Genomic DNA, 18,813 nt, shown 5'->3' on the forward strand with positions numbered 1-18,813 from the left:
AGGGCTGGTTTGGTCTCCTATAATTTATAAACTAACAATACATGCAGCTAAAGCATTTTAACCTTCAATTTGGCTCTCAGATATTTAAGTCTTTTTCTGAAGAAGCTCGCGTGCGTATCATGTTTTTATTGTTTCATCAAAACGAACTGAGTATTTCAGATATCGAACATGTATTGGATTTTACACAGACCAAAACGTCGAGACATATTTCCTACCTCAAACATGCTGGTTTATTAAACTCACGAAAAAAAGATCAGTGGGTTTTTTATCAAATCAAGGAAGAAGTGATGGGAATGGTTTCACAAATTTTCAAATTTCTAAATAAAGACCAGCAACTACAGAAGGATCTCGAAACGCTCAAAGTACTCGAATCAAATAGAGAATTATCTATCAATAAAAAACCAATGCCCTATTGAAAACTTATAAACATCTGTTTTTTGATCTTGATCACACGCTTTGGGATTGGGATGCTAATGCTTCTGAAACCCTAATCGAGCTGTATCATCGGTATGACTTGGGCAAATACGGTGTGTTGAATGCTGATTTGTTTAGAGACGTATTTTTTCATGAAAATACAATTTTGTGGAAAGAGTTGGATGCTGGCAGGATAGACAAGTTTTACTTGCGTAACCACCGATTTAGGATCGTGATGGAGGCCGTCAATGCCAATATGAAAAGTATCAAGGAAGATCTGCTAGTGGATATCAATGCTAATTTTCTCAAGGAGTGTTCTCAAAAAAAGCGAGTGATAGAAGGTGCTTTTGAGGTGTTAGATTATTGTAAAGACAAATTTGATTTGCACATTATTACTAATGGATTCGAAGAAGTGCAATCCATCAAAATGGAATACTCAGGGTTGGATAAATATTTTGATAAAATTATCACTTCAGAAAAAGCGGGGCATAAAAAACCAAATGCAGGCATTTACCAATATGCCATCAAGCACACTGGTGCAGTGCTAGAGGATTCTTTGATGATTGGCGATAACCTGATGACCGACATCAAAGGCGCTAGAGACTATGGAATGGATCAGGTCTATTATAATCCTCTAGGTCAGGCATATTCAGATGATGTTACCCTTGAAATCACCGAATTGAGACAAATCATACCCTTTTTGGAAGGCTAGTGGGGAGTTAAAATTGGTTAAATGCAGACCGATACATACTCAAAACCGTAAATTTGAAACATGAATAAAATGGCTATTCGGGGGTTGATAGTGGCTATGGGGCTTTCGCTTCTAGGGTTGGTGGTCTTTCAGGTGTATTGGATTGGCAGTATCGTTAGTGCCAATGAGGAGGCTTTTAAGCGAAATGTGCAAGATGCTCTGACGACCGTGGCACAAAAGCTGGAAAAGAAGGAGGCTCTGATTGTGGCAGTGGATAATTTTCACACCAATTTTGCTTTTAAAAGCCCTTCTGAAAATGACTCTACGCAGTTTGAGTTGATCGAAAGCACGTTTGAGAAGAAGGTCATTCAAGTGCAGGATTATGCTAAGGACACGGCTCGTCGACCAGAGTGGCTGAGTTTTTACTTTGACTCTGAAAAAGGGAATGCCAAAAATATGGCAGTAAAGTTTACCGAAGAGTCTTCTGATGAGCATAATGTCAGCATTTTCATCAAAGAAGATGAAATGGATTCTATCATCACCAACAATTTAGAATATCAAAAGCGGTTGAAGCGAATTGCTAAAAAAAGCGAATATGTGCAATTGGCCATGCATGAGCTATTTGCCGGAGTGAAATCTCTCAAAAGCCGAATCAATGAAGAAGAAACAGATTCCCTACTAAAAGTCACTTTGCTAGACGAAGGGATCGATTTGGCGTATGATTTTGGGATATTTGATCCATTGGAAGAAAAGTTCACTATTCAACAGATCGTAGACAGCAAGTCGGCATTGCAATCCTCAGATCTCAGAGCGTCTTTGTTTCCCAACGACATTATGGGTGCTGCGGGCTATTTGGTGGTCAGATTTCCAGGTCAGCACACTTATCTGTTGGGCAAAATATGGTTCACCTTGCTGTCGTCTGTAGTATTTATTGTGATTATACTGGTATGTTTTTCTTATGCCATCCACACCATATTTCAACAAAAAAAATTGTCTGAGATCAAAAATGATTTCATCAACAACATGACCCACGAGTTTAAAACGCCTATTTCTACAGTATCATTGGCCTGCGAGGCCTTGCGCGATGAGCAAATCAGGAATACAGAGGGACTTAAAGAACGATATTTGAGCATTATCCATGATGAAAACAAGCGACTAGGCTTGCAAGTAGAAAAAGTGCTACAAATGGCTGTGATCGAGCGAAACGACTTCAAACTTAAATTGGAAGAAGTAAACGTGCATGAAATCATCGAAAAAGCGATAGCCAATATCATGATACAAGTAACTAATAAAGGGGGAGAACTCACCAAGGACCTCAAAGCGATTAATCAAACTCTAGTAGCGGATCAGATGCATTTGACTAACATTGTTTATAATCTATTGGACAATGCAAATAAATATTCGGCCGAGGAGCCGTCGATCAAGGTAACGACACTTGACTATGCTCATGGCATCATGATCAAAATAACAGATCATGGTATAGGGATGTCCAAGGACTTGGTCAGTAAAATATTCGATAAATTTTACCGAATTCCTACGGGCAACCTGCACGATGTCAAAGGCTTTGGCTTGGGGCTGGCTTATGTAAAAAGCATGGTGGAGGCTCACGGAGGGTCGATAGAAGTAAAAAGTGAATTGAAAAAAGGCAGCGAGTTTACGGTCTTTTTGCCGTATCACCTAAACGAACAATGAGATGAGCAAAATCAAAATACTTTTGGTAGAGGACGACCCTAATTTAGGACAGATTCTCAATGAATATTTACAACTCAAAGGCTACGAAACTGTTTTGTGTCAGGATGGAGAAGCTGGTTTTGCAGCTTTTCAGCAGGGCGGTTTTGATTTTTGTATTCTTGATGTGATGATGCCCAAGAAGGATGGTTTTTCCCTTGCTCGTGATATCCGAGCCATGGACAAGCAGACGCCTATGATATTTCTTACGGCCAAGTCCATGAAAGAAGACACCATCGAAGGCCTGAAAATAGGAGCCGACGATTACTTGACAAAGCCCTTCAGTATGGAAGAGCTACTTCTGAGGATACAGGCCATTTTGAAACGCACACACACGGGCGGAAACTCAAAAAGTACGACCACGGCTTACGAACTTGGATCCTTGGTGTTTAGGTATGACAAAAGCGTGCTAGAGCGACCTTCTGGCGATGTAAAGCTCACTTCTCGTGAAAACGAATTGCTCAAGTTATTCTGTGACCATATGAACGAAACTCTGGATCGTAGTGTGGCACTTATGGCAATTTGGAAAGACGATAGTTATTTCAATGCCAGAAGTATGGATGTGTACATTGCCAAGCTTAGAAAATACATAAAAGAAGAAGAAGGAATCCATATTTTGACTGTGCATGGGCAGGGTTTTAAGCTTGTGAAAATCGACTAAATTTCTTATCTTGGCTATCAGCCTAATCTCCATTTGGGCTTCGCTTGACTGATTCAATTCGATTGTCGTAGAATTAACAATTCTTTAAAACCTGCAAAGGGCAAAGTCATTCTACAATAGCTTTATTTGTTTACCCGAAAACCCAAAAATGTATGCAACTAGTACCTTCTATATCAATCAAAGATGGTAAAGTAACCAGACTGACCAGAGGCGATTATGCCACAGGTAAAATTTATAATGAAAGCCCAGTAGACTTGGCTCGTCAGTTTGAAGATCATGGAATCAAAAGACTACATGTGATTGATTTGGATGGTGCTAAAAAAGGTGCGCCAGTTAACTACCATATACTAGAAATGATGGCTGGCTATTCCAATATTTCTATCAACTTCTCTGGAGGAATCCATACAGATGGCGATGTGACTAAGTCTTTTGAGTTTGGAGCGGAAAGCATCACTTCTGCGACGATGGCGGTATATAAGCCCGATTTGTTTACTTCTTGGATGATGTCATATGGCAGAGAAAAGATAGCTCTAGGGGCAGATGCCTTGGATGGATTGTTGCGAGTAGGAGGTTGGCAGAAGGGTACTAAAGTGGACTTGATGGAACACATCGAATATTTTTATTCTCGAGGATTGAAATATTTGAAAACAACAGATATATCTAAGGAAGGGGCGATGGAAGGTCCCGCGTTGGAGCTTTACCAAGCTATAATAGAAAAATTCCCTAACCTATGCTTGTTTGCCAGTGGGGGCATGCGCAATATGGATGATATCCGAAAACTAGAAGAACTAGGTGTTTATGGGGTCATATTTGGTAAAGCCTTTTATGAAGGCAAAATCACACTAAAAGACATTGAGCAGTACACGGTAGGTGTCAGTTAAGGATTAAGAATCTTTGAATTTTGTTTTGTCATATACTGGTCGAGCTTTTTGTCTTGGTATGATCCAGTATATACCGTCGCTTTTTTCTATTCTTTCGCTCTTATCATAGGGAGAAGGATGCTCTAGATCTTTTTGGTTGTCTCTTGGCGAACTCGATTTTTTACCAAAGACCAGATTCATTCCAAATCTAAAATCAGCTGCATCTATTTGGGTTGCATCCCATACCTTGAGGAGTTTGTCTGATGCCATATAGATTTGGCAAGGGCCAAGGTTGACTGCGGCAGCTAGTCCGACATCGATGCCTTGCTGAGGTATTCTGGACACATTGACGGAAAAGTCCAACGCACGCCCTACTTTACGAGTGTAGGCAGCCGAATAGATCATTCTGAAATGGCCTTGTACCACATGTGCAGCTATCGTGCCTGTAAATCTGTCATATGGAGTCAATTGATACATCAAACTTGCATATGAGGAAGTGTTGAGTCCGGTAGTATAAGCCTCATAGAGAGTAGTATCTTGTATCCTGTATTTCAATGAATCTATGTAGGCATCTCCAAAATCACCAACGTCGGCTAAGTCTATACCTTCAAACCGGAAAGTAGTATCTGCCAAGTGATAATTTTCTGTATCTACTTTCCATCGGATAAATCCTAAATCGTTTACCGAGACAGCAGCAGATAATTCTTTGGTGATTTTCCAATGCACACCTAGATCGATGCCAGCTCCGAGGTTGCCATTACTGATCATGTGTGTGGTAAGGTCGTTACTGTCCATGATGTTGAACCCTGAAGTGTAGATCGCTGAATTTTTCAAGTTAAAGTTGGCTTGGTAGTTATCCTCTTCAAAGCCAATAGACCCGTCAAATTTGCTGTCGGTTACAGCACTCATCATGCCGTTGAGAAATTTCACTCTTACGCCGATATTTACACCTTTTCCAGGGAGACTTTTCCATATGCCAAAGCCATATTCTCTATAATACCTTACATCTAGAGCTGTTCCTTTTAGGTCTAATCGATCTCCAATTAGTGGGGTGTTACCTTTCCATGCGGTATTTACTAGATCGTCGCTGTAAAAGCCTCTAGCCCCTATTCTTTCACGAATGAAAACGGAAAATCCTTGTGTTGCTGATTTTTTCCAACCTACATAGAACGTAGATATTTCAGCTTCAGCACTTACGTAATTTCTTTTTTTAGAATTGTCTACAAATCGGTCAATATCCCATTTCCGTTCTCCATTTTCATTGGTGGTAATGGCGTCGTTGTAATTGGTGGGACTGTTAAAGTCTACCATCACACCAGATAGCACGGGTATACCTACAAAAGTTTTTCCTTCTGGGAAGAATGCCGGATTGAAGTTGTTGCCTTGATAGGTACTGTTGGTCAGGTGATATAACGAAATACCAGATTGAGCCAAGGTCGGTGTAAACCCAGTCAGCACAAGGAGTAGGACGCAGATGTATGTTGTTTTCAGCTTATAATTCATGTTTCACATTTGCTTGAGTGCCTACTTTGAGGGTCATCTCATAGTCTGAAAATAATTTGACATAGTTGTCGTCTGCCGCTTTGTAGCTGGTGATATGGGTGACGATATTTAATATGCTGGCATTTATCAATTCTTGATAACCATGCCCGCGATATAATTTTATAGTGTCCTTGTTAACGATTTTTTCCTCTATTCGCCCCGTGGACAAAAGCTCTGGGGATTTTATAAATGAGATATCTAGAAACTCAAACAATACGCTGGAGTCTGAGTCCAAAAATTGCATATCTATCGACCCTTCGAGAGGCAGTTCGTTGTGGGTAGTTAGTATGAGTCTGATGGTGTCTGCATCTTCAAAGTCGAAAGCTTCAATACCAGTCCCAAAGTTTCTTGACAACCCCTCTAGTTTCACATCGAGAGGGAGGTTGATCTCTGTGACTACTTCTACCTCGCTAGTTGAACTTACAAAGTTTCTGTCTTGATCATTTGCATTATTATAGTTTGATCCCGCTGTCAAATCGATATTGAAGCTGGTTGGAGATATTGCAAATAGCTCTCTTAGGTTAGAGTTGGTTTCATTGGTTCGAATGATGGAGCTGAGTGAAGTGCCTACCTGTGTAGTACTTGGCGCTCTTACCAGTTGTGGACTTGCCGTAATGTCTCCAGACAAGTTTACTGTAGTGCCTTTTGAATTGGTAGAGGAGATACCTCCCATGTTGAGACCCATCGGTACACCAAACCCATTGCTGATATAAAAGCTGACTTGTGGCGCGTTGAAGCTCAAGCTATTTTCCGAAAGGTCTTCGAAAAATCCCATGTCAACGGTCTGGTTTTCTATATTGATAGTTTTGTCACCAAACCAGCCATATATTTCTGAAAAATCAGCGTTGGTAATGGAAAGTGTGTAGTCTATAAAATCGGTACTACTTACGCCCTCTCCTGTTTTCACTTTCAGTGTGCTATCGAATACTCCACTAAAAAAATTGGTATTGCCTGTGCCAGGCACTTGAACAATGATGGTTTTGTGATTTGTCAGATCTTGAGTGGCTTGATTGGAGCTATTGCCAGGTACGGTGCCTGATAGTATCATGGGTGCTCCAGTGTCTAGGTTTACAATGTCAGTAAGTGTAAGCTCATACTCAAGCTCAGATTGGTATTGGTTGGTAATGTCTAGCGTTATAGTACCTGTAGAATACTTTACAGAATCCAGTTCTTCGTTGTTGGGGGAGGTGTATTCAAACGTTAGCGTTTGTGTCGGAATTACAATGTCCTGATTGCTCGGAGAGACAGGAATATCTGCTAAGTTCGGACTAATTATACCTGGGTTAGATACATCTTGTAGTACTATGACTTGTGCATAATCGTCGAAATAGGTCGTGTCCAGATAGGTGATTGCGAGCAGCTTGCTATTGTCTTCAGTGATCAATAGGTTAGGGTCGTCCAGTTTATCGATCAGGTCCTTAATGGTGTATGTGGTTTGACCAATGGGAATAGATGCGTCAGGTGTATATAGAGGCACTTCGATGTCGTCGAAATCTAATTCTCCCATATTACACATGGAAAATAAGAGTACTATCACCCCATAGCTTATGGTGTTTAGATAGTGGTTTTTTTGAGTCAAAATAGATTTGATAAGTTGCACAAAGTTTATTTTTTTCACACTTATTAGCGCATTCAATAGCAATATACTAATATTTCCATTCTCTAAAATGCTAAATACTAAACGGTTAAGATCAGGGATATTGCTTGTATATCAAAAATAGAGAGCAGATTTATAAGGTACGGATAGATTCTTCTACTTTTTTCCTCATCTCAACTTTGTATTGTGCTAATTTTTCGGCAACAATTTCGTCGTGACTTCCTATGATCTGCGCAGCAAGTATGCCTGCATTCTTAGCACCATCTAGGGCTACGGTAGCTACAGGCACACCACCTGGCATTTGCAAAATAGACAATACAGAATCCCATCCGTCTATTGAATTGCTAGACTTGACAGGTACGCCGATCACGGGTAGGGTGGTAATCGCCGCTACCATGCCTGGCAAGTGCGCAGCACCTCCTGCTCCTGCGATGATTACTTGTAGTCCACGCGATCTGGCATTTTCGGCATAGTCTACCATGCGGTGTGGGGTACGGTGAGCAGATACAATAGTGAGTTCATACGCTACGCCTAATTGATCGAGTACTTCTGCGGCCTGATTCATGATGTTCAGGTCGCTTTTGCTCCCCATGATTATTCCTACTGATGGCTTCATTATGCTTTGATTTTTATGGATTCTTTTACTGATCGAGCAATGGTTTTGAGGTCTTCTAAGTGATCTCCTACCAAGGTCACGTGTCCCATTTTCCTAAAGGGTTTGGTTAATTTTTTTCCATACAAATGTACGTGAAGTCCTTCAATCTGTAAGGCTTCTTCTAGCCCTTCGTATTGGGCCAAACCAGTGTAGCCTTCTTCGCCTAGCAGGTTGATCATCACAGAAGCTCCTTTGATGGCGGTGTCCCCTAGTGGCAAGTTGAGTATGGCTCGGATGTGCTGTTCAAACTGTGAAGTCACATTGGCTTCTATCGTCTGGTGACCGCTGTTGTGCGTACGTGGTGCACATTCGTTTACGATTACGTCGCCGTCTTTGGTAGTAAACATTTCTACCGCTAGCAAACCTACCATGTCGAGTGATGAGATAACTTTTTTGGCCAATTCTCTTGCTTTGATTCTAATGTCTTCACTAATGCTAGAGGGTGAAAATAAAAACTCCACCAAGTTGGCTTCTGGATGATATTCTAATTCTACCACGGGGTAGGTGTTCATTTCTCCATCCGCGTTTCGGGCTACGATCACGGAGATTTCCTTGTCGTAATCCACAAATTTTTCTATCAGCGCAGGTTTGTCAAATCCTTTTGAGATGTCAGCTTCTGTTCGGATCACCTGTACGCCACGGCCGTCGTATCCTTCGGTGCGAAGCTTGTGTACACCCGGAAGTAGGTCTGTGTGCTGATGCAGCTCCTCTAGCGACTGGGTCAGTACGAAAGGAGAAGTGGGAATGTCGTTGTCTAAATAGAATTGCTTTTGAATGCCCTTGTCCTTGATGATTTTGAGCGCACGAGGCTGAGGAAAAACTTTTTTACCTTGTTTTTCGAGTGCTTCTAACGCTTCTATGCTTACATTCTCTATCTCCACGGTGATGAGGTCACAAGTAGCACCAAAGGCCATGACTTGATCGTAGTCTTTGATGTCCCCATTTACAAATTCGGTTGCTAGATGCTTGCACGGGGCATTAGGATCTGGGTCCATCGATTTGATATCTAAATTCAAGTCTATGGCAGATTGGATCATCATACGGCCGAGCTGGCCACCACCTAATACGCCTATCTTTACATTGGGATCAAAACTCATCTGATATTCTGCTTGTGATGGGCGCAAAGCTAAACAGCACAAGGCAATCCTTGAAGTGTTTCCTATTTTTTGATAATACCCATCTTTTCCATCAGTTTGCTGGCATTGAAACTACCGCAGGGTGCCAGAGACAATTTGTAATCGAAAATAATCTCATCATCTACGATAGAGCTATTGAAACTCATGTTTTGGATATTGGGTTGATCTTTCGATAAAGCCGATAGCTGGATGTCGTGAGTAGAAATCAGTCCCCGACAATTTTCTTTGATCAATTGGTCTATCAGAGAGAGCGCACCTTTGTGGCGGTCTTCCGAATTGGTGCCTTTCAGAATTTCGTCGAGCATATAGAAGATAGGTTCGCCCTGTTGCAAAAGGTCGAGCAGCTGCTTGAGCCGCTTGAGTTCTGCATAAAATGAACTGACGTTTTCCTCTAAATTGTCTTGTGTGCGCATGCTGGTGAAAAGCTGAACGAGAGACAGCTCAAACTTTCGAGCACAAACGGGTGCGCCCATTTGTGCCAGCACGAGATTGATACCTATCGTGCGGAGAAAGGTGCTCTTGCCCGACATGTTGGAGCCTGTGACTAGCCCGAGTCTGCCTTTGCCCGACAGCGTGAAATCATTGCTTACACGCTGGGTAGACTTGATCAACGGATGTGCCATTTGCTCAGCGACTAGCACGTGATCCGTGTCCGATAACTTTGGGAAGGTAAAGGTAGGATTAGCGTAAGCGAACGAGGCCAAGTCAGACAAGGCGTCGATTTGATGCACCGCATCGAACCAGTTTTGCACATGATGGATGTTTTTCTTTTTCCATTGGACCGCTAGGAGTAGCCAGTTGACATCGAGCAAAAAAAGTACATTGAAAGGCAAATACAGGATATTGGCTCTGCTGAGCAAAAACATCAAAATCCTGCGAAGGCGCATGATAGCGGAAGAGGCAGACTGACCTTTGGTTTTTAGTTGGTCGTGTAGTCGAGTAAGTAGCGGAGACTCAAAAGATTTTTTTTCTATTTCTATAATCACGTGCTCATAGCCTTTCAGGAAGTCAGCAATATTTCCAAACTCATTGGTGAGGTCCATCAATGGCTTGAATAGGATAGACAACAAGGCGAGGTTGATCAGAATGGGGAGATAAATCCACTGATACGGCCAACCCAAGATATTGATACCCGCGAGAATAGTCAATGCAGCAGCAGGCATGATGAATCTCATGATATTCCAAAATGGCTTGTCGATTTGACTCAATTTGAGGTCTATCCACTGGATGAGTGAGACGACTACGTTGGCATATTTTTCATTTTTACGATCCCCATGATAGCCATAGGCCGTTAGGTTTTGCCTCCATTCCGTATCGGTGGAGAGTTCTTGTATGGCGGCATGTCGTTCTTCGATTTCGTTTTTGGTGGATCGGTGTAGCAGCCAGTTTTTGATTAATGCTCTTGTGCCAGACAGTTTGCTTCGCACCAATAATTGGAATAAGGAATTAGAACCAAAAAGATCGATATCTGGAGCATAGGCATGATTTGTACCCAAATAGTCGAGTCCATTGTCGAGGTCCGAAAAGGCTCCGTTGGCACGTTTTATTTCATTTTCATTAACTACAAGAAGTGCTTGGTGTTGGGTCAGTCCAAATTTGGCTTGGTTGTGCTTTCGGATGACCCAGCCAAAAACAGGAACAAACGCCACTACTGAAAGGAGCATGCTTTGGATTTCGCGTGTATTGGCGAAATAGATGAAAGCGACTAGAAAAACAAGAAACGAGCAGACCCTGATCCATGAAAGTGTCGTCGCTTTTTGTTCTAGCTTTTGTGATTCTGCATGTAAAGTTTCTACCCTTGTGGTGAAAAAAGAGGCGTTGGTTTCGGTCATTAATCTATTTCAATAATTGATACGCAATGAATGCGAAGATATAAGCTACTGCCGACATATATATCAATTGAAGAAGAGGCCATTTCCATGACTTGGTTTCTCTATAGACTACTGCCAGCGTACTCATGCACTGCATGGCAAACGCATAAAACAGCATCAGGGATACACCAAGTGCAATGGAGTACATCGGTTTTCCAGTATAGGGGTTGATTTCTGCACGTAATTTGTCTTTGATGGTAGATTCGTCTTCTACGTCTGAGCCCACACTATAGATGGTGGCGATCGTACCTACAAATACTTCTCGAGCAGCAAAAGATGTGATCAGTGCAATGCCAATTTTCCAATCGTATCCAAGAGGTCGGATGCAGGGTTCGATGGATTTGCCTAATACACCAGCATACGAGTTTTCTAGTTTGTATGCGCTCAGCAAAGCATCGAATTCTTGGGAGCCGATCCCAACGGTTGGATTTTGCTCTACGACTCGCTGTTCGGCGTGATCAAAAGCTTCTCCTGGTCCGTATGAAGCCAATACCCAAAGAATAATAGAAATGGCTAAAATGATTTTTCCAGCTTCGAATACAAAGGTTTTGCTTTTAGAGAATATGGTGATCCATACATTTTTCCACTTGGGCCATCTGTAGATGGGGAGTTCCATGATGAAATAGCTTTGCTCTTTCATCTTTAGTATTTTTTTCAATAATAGCGCGGAAAAAATAGCGCCTAGAAAACCAATCAAGTACAAAGCCATGAGTGCTAGCCCTTGTACACTCAAGATCCCAAACACATAATCATTAGGAATGACCAAGGCGATCAGAATAGCGTACACGGGCAGTCTGGCAGAACAACTCATAAACGGTGTCACGAAAATAGTGATGATCCGATCTTTCCAGCTTTCGATATTTCGGGCAGCCATGATAGCAGGGATGGCACAGGCCACACCAGAGATGAGCGGAACCACACTTTTGCCGTTGAGGCCAAATTTTCGCATAATTTTGTCCATCAGAAAGACCACACGAGCCATATAGCCGGACTCTTCGAGTATGGCTATAAAAGCAAATAGTAGGGCGATCTGAGGGATGAAAATAACGACCCCCCCTAGCCCAGGGATAATACCTTCGGCAATGAGATCCGTGAGTACACCAGCGGGTAAGTAGGTCTTGGCCCAACTGCTTAGTTTGGCAAAACCAAAATCGATGTAGTCCATAAAAGGTTCAGCCCAAGCAAAGATGGACTGAAAAAGCGCAAACAGGATCACAAAAAATATAAGGTAACCATAGATCTTATGCGTCAGTATTTTGTCGATCTTGTGATTGCGAGTGGCTGTAGATTCTAGATCCGTTTTGGTAACTATTCGAGTGAGTTTGTCACGAATGATTTTGTATCGCTCTACGGTTTCGGTAGTTTGAAACTGGCGATCGCAGAAGTTGTATTGTACCTTTTTGTCGGCGATAAATTTTTTCTCGTCGTTAGATAGAAAGCTCTTGCTGTAGGTTTGCTGAGCATATTGATACGCTACGTAGTCATTTTCTAAGGCAAACTTGTCCTTGATTACTGGTATGATCTCGGGGGAGAGCTCGTTGATGTCGTAGAAGAGCTCCGTGGAACCAGACAGATCTTCAAAGAGGGTCTTTTTGAGCTCTGGAATACCTTCTCCAGTTCGGCCATTGACCGTGAGCACCGTAGTGTTGAATTCTTCTTCTAAGGCACGTAGATCAATGTTTAGTCCACTGCGATTAGCCACGTCGAGCATGGATAGCACGAGGATGGTAGGTAAGCCCAAATCTTGTATCTCCGAGAATAGCAATAGATTTCTTTCGAGGTTGGAGGCATCGGCAATGACCACAATTTTGTCAGGAAAGTCATGGGCATTTTTATCACTCAATACATCAAATACTACTCGTTCATCCATCGAGCGGGGATATATACTATAGGTGCCAGGTAGGTCGATCACATTTGCGGCAGCGCCATTTTCACGGAAAGTGCCACTGATTTTGTCCATGGTTACGCCAGGGAAGTTACCTACCTTTTGGTTCATGCCTGTCAGTAGATTGAATATAGAAGTTTTGCCTGCATTAGGGTTGCCGACTAGCGCGACGTGAAGAGGGGCGTTGCTCATGGGGGCTTTAAGATAAAGTGATCGTGGCGGCTTCTTCGAGCCTTAATGATAAATCGTAACCTGACACACGGATACAGATTGGGTCTCCTAGTGGAGCAGCAAATCTCATTTCTACTTCGGTACCAGGCAGCACACCCATTTCTAATAATTTCAAAGAGATGTATTCGTTGGTGAAGTTGTTGACTATTCCTTTTTCCCCAGGTCTGAGCTGTGCCACTGATTGCATAAATCCCTTATTTAGAATTATTAAAAATAAGGAGCAAAAGTATGTGATTTGTCCTAAGGCTACAAGTCTAATTTTGATGAGAAAAGTCATTGGCTGAAAAAGCCAAATTGTTTTTAAAAATCAAACTAAATTGTCCTTTCAAATTTTAGTAGCTCATGGCCAAAACAAAAACCGCATTTTTCTGTCAAAACTGTGGCGCACAATCCCCCAAATGGGTAGGTAAGTGTGCTTCGTGCAACGAGTGGAATTCTTATGTAGAGGAGGTCGTTGCCCAACCTACAGGTAGCAATGCCAAAATCTGGACAGAAGCAGATAAAAATGCGAGGCCTAATCAAGCCGTATCGATACAGGATGTAAAAGCTGAAGCCAGCGAGCGGTTCATTACTACAGATGTGGAACTGAATCGAGTATTGGGAGGAGGCATCGTACCAGGTTCTTTGGTACTAATTGGCGGTGAACCAGGTATAGGCAAGTCCACTTTGTTTTTGCAGGTGGCATTAGGGCTACCCAATAAGAAAACACTTTATGTGTCTGGTGAGGAAAGTCCTCAACAGATAAAAATGCGAGCTGATCGAATGCAGGCAAAATCACCTAATTGCTTGCTGCTATCCGAAACTTCGCTCAATAATATTTTTCAGCAGATCAAGCAGATCAATCCAGATATTTTAATCATAGACTCTATTCAAACTTTGTTTTCCGCCAAAGTAGAGAGCTCGGCGGGTAGTGTGAGTCAGGTGAGAGAATGTACTGCTGAGTTGCTGCAATTTGCGAAGACCTCGAATGTGCCTGTCTTTTTGATTGGACATATTACCAAAGAGGGTACGATCGCGGGGCCTAAAGTACTGGAGCATATGGTGGATACTGTGCTGCAGTTTGAAGGAGATAGACATTTGAGTTATCGTATCTTACGTACGATCAAAAATCGGTTTGGCTCTACTTCCGAGCTGGGGATCTATGAGATGTCGGGCACAGGCATGCGCCAAGTGTCTAATCCGTCGGAGATCCTGATTGCGCACAAGGATAGCGAGCTCAGTGGGGTGACCATAGGTGCTTCTATCGAAGGCAATCGCCCCTTGCTCATAGAGACGCAGGCACTGGTGAGTGCGTCTGCTTACGGTACACCACAGCGGAGTACTACGGGCTACGATGCCAAACGACTCAATATGTTACTGGCAGTACTAGAGAAGCGTGGAGGGCTTCGTCTCGGCAATCAAGATGTGTTTTTGAATATTGCTGGTGGTCTCAAGATTGATGATCCTGCTTTGGATTTGAGTATTGTGGTGTCTATCGTGTCCTCTTATGAAGAGCGGGTGGTTAGTTCAGATATTTGTTTTGCAGGAGAGATTGGACTCGGCGGGGAAGTGAGGGCGGTCAATCGTATTGAAAATAGAATCTCTGAAGCAGAGAAGCTGGGTTTCAAGAAGATATTTGTGTCGAAAAACAATGCGAAAGCTGTAGCCGCAGCTAGCTTTCTGATCGAAGTAATATTAGTGCAAAATATTGCTGAGGTGTTTAAAAAATTAGCCCAATAGATAAAAAATATCCCGCACCGAGAGGTGCGGGAAAGCTCAGGATCGAAGCCACCTTTGTCGCTCCGAAGTTGTCACCATAGCGGTAATTCGTGTATGCTCTAGCTGATCAGTACCAGCAGCACCAATCCAATAAAGTAGAGCAGTAAATCTTTATATTCTCTAACCATAGCTGTGTTTTTTTAATAGGATTATAAAAACATTTAATTGTTATATATAACTCTATTTGTAATTAAATATTACTATTGGAATAATTAATTATACATTACAAAGCTTACGATTTTTTTAATTGCAAACCAGACCTCTTATCTGTTTTTTGCCCTAGACAGGTCAGGTTTTAGATGACTAAAAGCCACTTGTCGATGAATGGCAGCAAATGATAGATTGATTATTCGCGGAAAAAGGAGGCAAATTGGGGGATGGAGTTCTATTAGTGATTTGAAATGGGTTAGGCAATAAAAAAGTCTCATTATTTCGATGAGACTTTTGATTTTTTTGGTGGATTTTTGGTCGGTTAGTTTTCAGACTCTTCTTTCATTTGCCCTAGAATTTTGATCTCTGGGATCTCAACATAATTAAACTCATAGTTGAAGAAAGAGCTGAGGTCTTCTCCTGCTTCGAGCATATCCTCATCTCCAGACTCATAGTACCAGTTGATATGAATTTCCTTGCCTCTTTCTATTTTCAAGTCATTGAGTTTTTTGAAAAGGATATAGATGCATTTTGAACTACTCGTATTGAAGTATTCAAAGGCGGCATTTAGTGTGATAGCATCTTTATCTGTTTTACCGAAGTGGTCGATGGAGTCGTTGATATATCTGTAGAAAACTAGTGGGTTTTCCGGGCTCGATTTGCCTCTGATATCCAACAGCCCCTTCGCTGGATCGAAATAAATCGAAGGAGTCACTCTTGTTGCTCTGATAAAAAAACCTTTCATTTGTTGCAGTTTATGAGCTATGCGATTGTTTTTTAAAAGTCGCTTAGCTTATGGTTATTTTGAATGTTTTTGAGCTTTCACGCTTAATGCCTTGTTAGCAAGAACTTGCACAAGGTTGTGAATTAGCTGGTTGATTACAATATTTTCAACCTCAAAGATCAACTGTTTTTAAAAAAAATAGAATACAGGAATCTCTTAAAAACAAACTAAGCTAGTCGAAAGGTACATTACAGGCGAGAATTGGCAAAAATATAATGTGAAATGATGAAATATTTGTTCTTTATATCTCTTCATCGGAGGCCTACGGTTTAATTAATTACGAGCATAGGTAATTCTCTTATGATCAAAATGAGTAGTTATTGGGAGTCGTCGGCATCGTCAAAAAACCTATCTGTCTCATCATAATCATCCCCGAGATCCTTCGCAAATTTTTTGCCGTACTTTGTCACTTTAAATTCCGTACGACGGTTGACCTGATGCTCTTCTTCTGTTTTGGCCCCTTTGATAATAAGCTTGGTTTCTCCATATCCTTTAGCAACCATACGTCGGCCTTCTATACCTTTGGAGGCGATGTAGTTGACGGCACTCTGCGCCCTTCGTTGAGATAGGTTCATATTGTATTCGTGGCTAGAGCGTACATCGGTATGTGAGCTTAGCTCTATGTTGATGGTGGGGTTGTCTTTCATCAGTGTGACTAGTTTGTCGAGTTCGGCTGCTGCTGCTGGTTTGATATTGGCTTTATCCAAGTCGTAATAAATATTGTTGAGCACAATAGGCTTGTCTACTACGATCTGATCTAGTGGCAGGTCAATTTCAAACTCTACATCGGTCACCATCTCTTTGAGCTGGGCTTTGTCGGCTGATTTGCCAACGGTAGAAAAATCTATTCTTGTCGTGAAGTATTGCTCTTTTTCGGCAACTAAAAAATAGGTCTCTTCAGAGAATACGCGAAAACGGTACTTGCCATCCACCTGAGTGTACTTTTCATCTACGATGCCATCGTCTTCATCCAGTAGCACTACTTTGGTGTTGGACAGTGGGATGAGACCACCATTGTCGTCGTAGGTGAGTGTGGTGCCAGAGAGCCAGTAGTTTACTATTTTCAGATCTGGATCATCATTCACGAATGTGTAAATATCATCGTCACCTTTGCCTCCTTTTCGGTTAGACGTAAAAAAACCACGAGAAGGGTTAAATAAAAATAAACCGAAATCGTCTGCATTGGAATTAATAGGGATGCCTAAGTTTTCTAGTTTCACTTTTCCTCCTGCACGAGTGGCTTCAAATAGATCTAACCCACCGAACCCTGGCCATCCATCTGATGAAAAGTATAATCTGCCTGTTCCGCCTACATAGGGAAATACTTCATTGCCAGGTGTGTTGATCTGATCGCCCATGTTGCGCACATCTACCCAGCGACCTCGTCGATTGAGTGATGCGGTATAGATGTCTAGTCCCCCAAATCCCCCTTCTCGATTAGAGGAAAAATAGAGCGTAGTGCCATCTGGGCTTAGTGCTGGAGAAGAGTCCCAAGAGTCTTGTCCGTTTACACTCAAAGGGCGCGGTGTTTGCCATGCTCCGTTTCGATATCTGGTGAAATATAAATTGACATCGTCGGCACCAGAAGATTTGCCATTGTTGCCTTTGGCAAAAATTACTGTATTTCCATTTTTAGACATGGTAATGGAACCGAGATTTACACCTGGTTCATTTATTATTGGGCTTAGTTCTTCTAGTGTTGTGAGGTCTACATTTGCCCCACGTGTGTTCACTACGTAGATGTCTGTGAATGGAGTGCCAGTTCCTTTATAGATTTTTCCGCCTTCTCTATTTGAGGTGAAGTAGAGTTTTCCACCGTAATAAAATGGAGAGTATTCGGCAAATTGAGTGTTGATAGCTTCTAGGTTTTTAACTCTGAAGTAATTGACACGTGTCTCAATTTCGGGGAGCTGATTTAGGTTGTTGAGCTCTCGCTCTGCCATGGCTATCACTGCATCGTTTTGGGCAGTTTTCAGATAATCTTCCAGTACTTTATTGGCTCTTTCGGGGTCATCGTTTGACTTGAGTGCTCTGGCGTAATAGTAGTAAGCCATTTCGTCCTCGATACCTGCATCTATAGCCGCCAGATAGTAGGGCTCAGCTTCTTGCATGCGATTGGATTTGCGATACGCTTCTGCTAATTGAAAATTGGTTTCGGGATCTTCTGGCTTTAGGGCTTTTTCATATTGGTAGATGGCATCGCTATATTCTCCGGCTTCAAAGCTTTTATTTGCTTTTTTGGTAGCGCTACAGGAAGCTAGCGCCAGAATGATAAATAAGCAGAAAAGCTTATGGATACGGGTCATAGAATACATAGATAGTTTACCTAAAGATAAAACACATTCCTAATATACGTCCCTTACTGGAAATAGCGCTTGAGCCAGCTGTTTTTTGCTGCTATTTTCCACTCCTTGTTGAAAGCGCCAATATTATCTACCAAGTTATTGAACGTAAGTGTGTCCTCGTTGATTTTGCCATTTTCTACATAGGTTTTGATGCCATTTATCGGGATTTCAATGATTTCATTGTCGATAAGAAAACACACTTGGGTACGATCAAAGAAGCTGATGTCGAGTGATTGTTCTAGGCTCTTGACGAGCGCTACAGAGGCGTCGATAGAACATCCACTGGCTTGATTGAAAGATTCGTCCACACTGACGATCAAAAATTTGTCATGTACGACTTGAAAAGAGCTTTTGAGTGATTGTCCATGTGCCGCCCATTGCTCTAGGAAGGTCTTGCACTTTTGATCCAGAAAGAGCTGGTCTTTTGTAGAGAGCACCCTGTTGGCTTGGTAGATCCATACACGCGAAGTGTTGGCCATTTCTTCGAATGGAATGTACATAAGTT

At 42.0% G+C, this 18,813-nt stretch carries 16 protein-coding genes; 6 read left to right on the forward strand and 10 right to left on the reverse strand.

The window, feature by feature from the left end; all coding sequences use genetic code 11:
• Positions 1-41: 41 nt before the first annotated feature.
• The 5 genes from N7E81_RS06205 (at position 42) to N7E81_RS06225 (ending at position 4,375) form a co-directional block, all read left to right on the forward strand.
• Complete coding sequence (locus N7E81_RS06205; protein WP_263052418.1) at positions 42-416, forward strand: ArsR/SmtB family transcription factor; 375 nt, start codon at positions 42-44, stop codon at positions 414-416.
• On the forward strand, positions 413-1,126 hold the full coding sequence (locus tag N7E81_RS06210) for a YjjG family noncanonical pyrimidine nucleotidase (RefSeq protein ID WP_263052419.1): 714 nt from the start codon (positions 413-415) through the stop codon (positions 1,124-1,126). Before N7E81_RS06205 ends, N7E81_RS06210 begins: the two co-directional genes overlap by 4 nt.
• Before the next feature lie 60 nt (positions 1,127-1,186).
• Positions 1,187-2,797 carry a sensor histidine kinase gene (locus tag N7E81_RS06215; protein ID WP_263052420.1) on the forward strand — a complete coding sequence of 537 codons (1,611 nt, stop codon included), beginning with the start codon at positions 1,187-1,189 and terminating at the stop codon, positions 2,795-2,797.
• A 1-nt stretch (position 2,798) separates the two neighbouring features.
• Complete coding sequence (locus N7E81_RS06220) at positions 2,799-3,494, forward strand: response regulator transcription factor (RefSeq protein ID WP_263052421.1); 696 nt, start codon at positions 2,799-2,801, stop codon at positions 3,492-3,494.
• A gap of 152 nt (positions 3,495-3,646) precedes the next feature.
• Complete coding sequence (locus N7E81_RS06225; RefSeq protein ID WP_263052422.1) at positions 3,647-4,375, forward strand: 1-(5-phosphoribosyl)-5-[(5-phosphoribosylamino)methylideneamino]imidazole-4-carboxamide isomerase; 729 nt, start codon at positions 3,647-3,649, stop codon at positions 4,373-4,375.
• Positions 4,376-4,378: 3 nt separating this feature from the next.
• Here the strand turns inward: N7E81_RS06225 and N7E81_RS06230 are convergent, their stop codons facing one another.
• The 7 genes from N7E81_RS06230 to N7E81_RS06260 all read right to left on the reverse strand — a co-directional run bounded on the left by N7E81_RS06230 (position 4,379) and on the right by N7E81_RS06260 (position 13,458).
• Positions 4,379-5,857 carry a DUF5723 family protein gene (locus N7E81_RS06230; protein WP_263052423.1) on the reverse strand — a complete coding sequence of 493 codons (1,479 nt, stop codon included), beginning with the start codon at positions 5,855-5,857 and terminating at the stop codon, positions 4,379-4,381.
• Complete coding sequence (locus tag N7E81_RS06235) at positions 5,847-7,403, reverse strand: hypothetical protein (protein WP_263052424.1); 1,557 nt, start codon at positions 7,401-7,403, stop codon at positions 5,847-5,849. Before N7E81_RS06235 ends, N7E81_RS06230 begins: the two co-directional genes overlap by 11 nt.
• 223 nt (positions 7,404-7,626) lie before the next feature.
• Positions 7,627-8,109 carry a 5-(carboxyamino)imidazole ribonucleotide mutase gene (gene purE / locus N7E81_RS06240; protein WP_263052425.1) on the reverse strand — a complete coding sequence of 161 codons (483 nt, stop codon included), beginning with the start codon at positions 8,107-8,109 and terminating at the stop codon, positions 7,627-7,629.
• Positions 8,109-9,245 carry a 5-(carboxyamino)imidazole ribonucleotide synthase gene (locus tag N7E81_RS06245; RefSeq protein ID WP_263052426.1) on the reverse strand — a complete coding sequence of 379 codons (1,137 nt, stop codon included), beginning with the start codon at positions 9,243-9,245 and terminating at the stop codon, positions 8,109-8,111. The genes purE and N7E81_RS06245 overlap by 1 nt, the downstream gene beginning before the upstream one ends.
• A 62-nt stretch (positions 9,246-9,307) precedes the next feature.
• Positions 9,308-11,116, reverse strand: coding sequence for a MutS-related protein (locus tag N7E81_RS06250; RefSeq protein ID WP_263052427.1), 1,809 nt, complete (start codon positions 11,114-11,116; stop codon positions 9,308-9,310).
• 4 nt (positions 11,117-11,120) lie between these two features.
• On the reverse strand, positions 11,121-13,232 hold the full coding sequence (feoB, locus tag N7E81_RS06255) for a ferrous iron transport protein B (protein ID WP_263052428.1): 2,112 nt from the start codon (positions 13,230-13,232) through the stop codon (positions 11,121-11,123).
• 7 nt (positions 13,233-13,239) lie between these two features.
• Complete coding sequence (locus tag N7E81_RS06260) at positions 13,240-13,458, reverse strand: FeoA family protein (protein ID WP_263052429.1); 219 nt, start codon at positions 13,456-13,458, stop codon at positions 13,240-13,242.
• Positions 13,459-13,613: 155 nt separating this feature from the next.
• On the opposite strand from N7E81_RS06260, the gene radA reads away from it, so the two are divergent.
• Complete coding sequence (gene radA, locus N7E81_RS06265; RefSeq protein WP_263052430.1) at positions 13,614-14,990, forward strand: DNA repair protein RadA; 1,377 nt, start codon at positions 13,614-13,616, stop codon at positions 14,988-14,990.
• Positions 14,991-15,501: 511 nt separating this feature from the next.
• Here the strand turns inward: radA and N7E81_RS06270 are convergent.
• The 3 genes from N7E81_RS06270 to N7E81_RS06280 form a co-directional block, all read right to left on the reverse strand.
• Positions 15,502-15,924 (reverse strand): DUF1987 domain-containing protein, encoded by a 423-nt coding sequence (locus N7E81_RS06270; protein WP_263052431.1) that lies wholly within the window; start codon positions 15,922-15,924, stop codon positions 15,502-15,504.
• A gap of 356 nt (positions 15,925-16,280) precedes the next feature.
• Positions 16,281-18,269 (reverse strand): OmpA family protein, encoded by a 1,989-nt coding sequence (locus N7E81_RS06275; protein WP_263052432.1) that lies wholly within the window; start codon positions 18,267-18,269, stop codon positions 16,281-16,283.
• A gap of 53 nt (positions 18,270-18,322) precedes the next feature.
• Positions 18,323-18,808 (reverse strand): hypothetical protein, encoded by a 486-nt coding sequence (locus tag N7E81_RS06280; RefSeq protein ID WP_263052433.1) that lies wholly within the window; start codon positions 18,806-18,808, stop codon positions 18,323-18,325.
• Positions 18,809-18,813 lie beyond the last annotated feature (5 nt).

Source organism: Reichenbachiella carrageenanivorans (assembly GCF_025639805.1).
Taxonomy (GTDB): Bacteria; Bacteroidota; Bacteroidia; order Cytophagales; family Cyclobacteriaceae; genus Reichenbachiella; species Reichenbachiella carrageenanivorans.

Coding starts and splice junctions, on each gene's coding strand:
- N7E81_RS06205 (WP_263052418.1), top strand. CDS start 42: ATGCAGCTAAAGCATTTTAACCTTCAATTTGGCTCTCAGATATTTAAG.
- N7E81_RS06215 (WP_263052420.1), top strand. CDS start 1,187: ATGAATAAAATGGCTATTCGGGGGTTGATAGTGGCTATGGGGCTTTCG.
- N7E81_RS06220 (WP_263052421.1), top strand. CDS start 2,799: ATGAGCAAAATCAAAATACTTTTGGTAGAGGACGACCCTAATTTAGGA.
- N7E81_RS06225 (WP_263052422.1), top strand. CDS start 3,647: ATGCAACTAGTACCTTCTATATCAATCAAAGATGGTAAAGTAACCAGA.
- N7E81_RS06230 (WP_263052423.1), bottom strand. CDS start 5,857: ATGAATTATAAGCTGAAAACAACATACATCTGCGTCCTACTCCTTGTG.
- N7E81_RS06235 (WP_263052424.1), bottom strand. CDS start 7,403: ATGGGAGAATTAGATTTCGACGACATCGAAGTGCCTCTATATACACCT.
- purE (WP_263052425.1), bottom strand. CDS start 8,109: ATGAAGCCATCAGTAGGAATAATCATGGGGAGCAAAAGCGACCTGAAC.
- N7E81_RS06245 (WP_263052426.1), bottom strand. CDS start 9,245: ATGAGTTTTGATCCCAATGTAAAGATAGGCGTATTAGGTGGTGGCCAG.
- N7E81_RS06250 (WP_263052427.1), bottom strand. CDS start 11,116: ATGACCGAAACCAACGCCTCTTTTTTCACCACAAGGGTAGAAACTTTA.
- feoB (WP_263052428.1), bottom strand. CDS start 13,232: ATGAGCAACGCCCCTCTTCACGTCGCGCTAGTCGGCAACCCTAATGCA.
- N7E81_RS06260 (WP_263052429.1), bottom strand. CDS start 13,458: ATGCAATCAGTGGCACAGCTCAGACCTGGGGAAAAAGGAATAGTCAAC.
- radA (WP_263052430.1), top strand. CDS start 13,614: ATGGCCAAAACAAAAACCGCATTTTTCTGTCAAAACTGTGGCGCACAA.
- N7E81_RS06270 (WP_263052431.1), bottom strand. CDS start 15,924: ATGAAAGGTTTTTTTATCAGAGCAACAAGAGTGACTCCTTCGATTTAT.
- N7E81_RS06275 (WP_263052432.1), bottom strand. CDS start 18,269: ATGACCCGTATCCATAAGCTTTTCTGCTTATTTATCATTCTGGCGCTA.
- N7E81_RS06280 (WP_263052433.1), bottom strand. CDS start 18,808: ATGTACATTCCATTCGAAGAAATGGCCAACACTTCGCGTGTATGGATC.